Source organism: Xanthomonas sp. D-36-1 (assembly GCF_017746155.1).
In the GTDB taxonomy this organism is placed as follows: domain Bacteria; phylum Pseudomonadota; class Gammaproteobacteria; order Xanthomonadales; family Xanthomonadaceae; genus Xanthomonas; species Xanthomonas cissicola.
In genome coordinates, this window is record NZ_JAGHWR010000073.1 from 38,769 (window position 1) to 39,466 (window position 698).

Annotated in this window: 1 protein-coding gene; it reads right to left on the minus strand. The window is 59.2% G+C overall.

The window, feature by feature from the left end; translation table 11 throughout:
* Positions 1-194: 194 nt before the first annotated feature.
* On the minus strand, positions 195-698 hold a 504-nt coding region (locus J7367_RS18145; protein ID WP_343124460.1), incomplete at its 5' end, for an XVIPCD domain-containing protein.

The window sequence follows — 698 nt, forward strand, 5'->3', positions numbered from 1 at the left end:
ATCGGGAATCGGGAATCGGCAAGACGATCCTGGCTGCCTGATCTAACGACAACGGCCGCGTACTGCGGCCGTTGTCGTTTCACTACCAGCATCGCTGCCGATCTATGCCTCTACGCGCGCAGGCATGGGCGCGACGGTTTGGCGACGGTCAGGCTGCCGTGGAAGTGAATCTGTAACCGTTATTTCAATAGCCCTCACACCATCCGGTGTTGAGGCGCAATCGACTGCTCCTGCTGCTGAGATTGCTGTTGGCGCTGCGTTTCGCCCAAAGCCTGCAATTGCGCGAGCGATTGCTCGACGGGCTGCGCAATCGCATCACTCGTCTTCATATGCGCCATCTTGTGAGCGGGATCGTTCAACGCACCTTCCACAACGAAGACGTTCTCGCCCTGCCGCACGGACTTGGTGTTCTCGCTCAGCACGACATGATCGATCCGCGACAGCCCGTTGTCTTTTGCAAGATATGCGCTGCTTGCAGCCAGCCGAGCACTGTTTTCGTCGTACTCACGGCCCAGACTCTGCTCAAGGCGGCGAACTGCATCCTCGGCTTGGCTATGGAGCGGGTCTTGGGATAGCGATGCCAGCTGATAGCCCCCGCTTTCCGAGATTTTGACCACACCCTGCTCAGTCTGCGATGCACCGTGCTCGCGCTGAACGCGCGCCTGGCCGAGCTCGATGCCTAGGGAAGGTCTGATCAA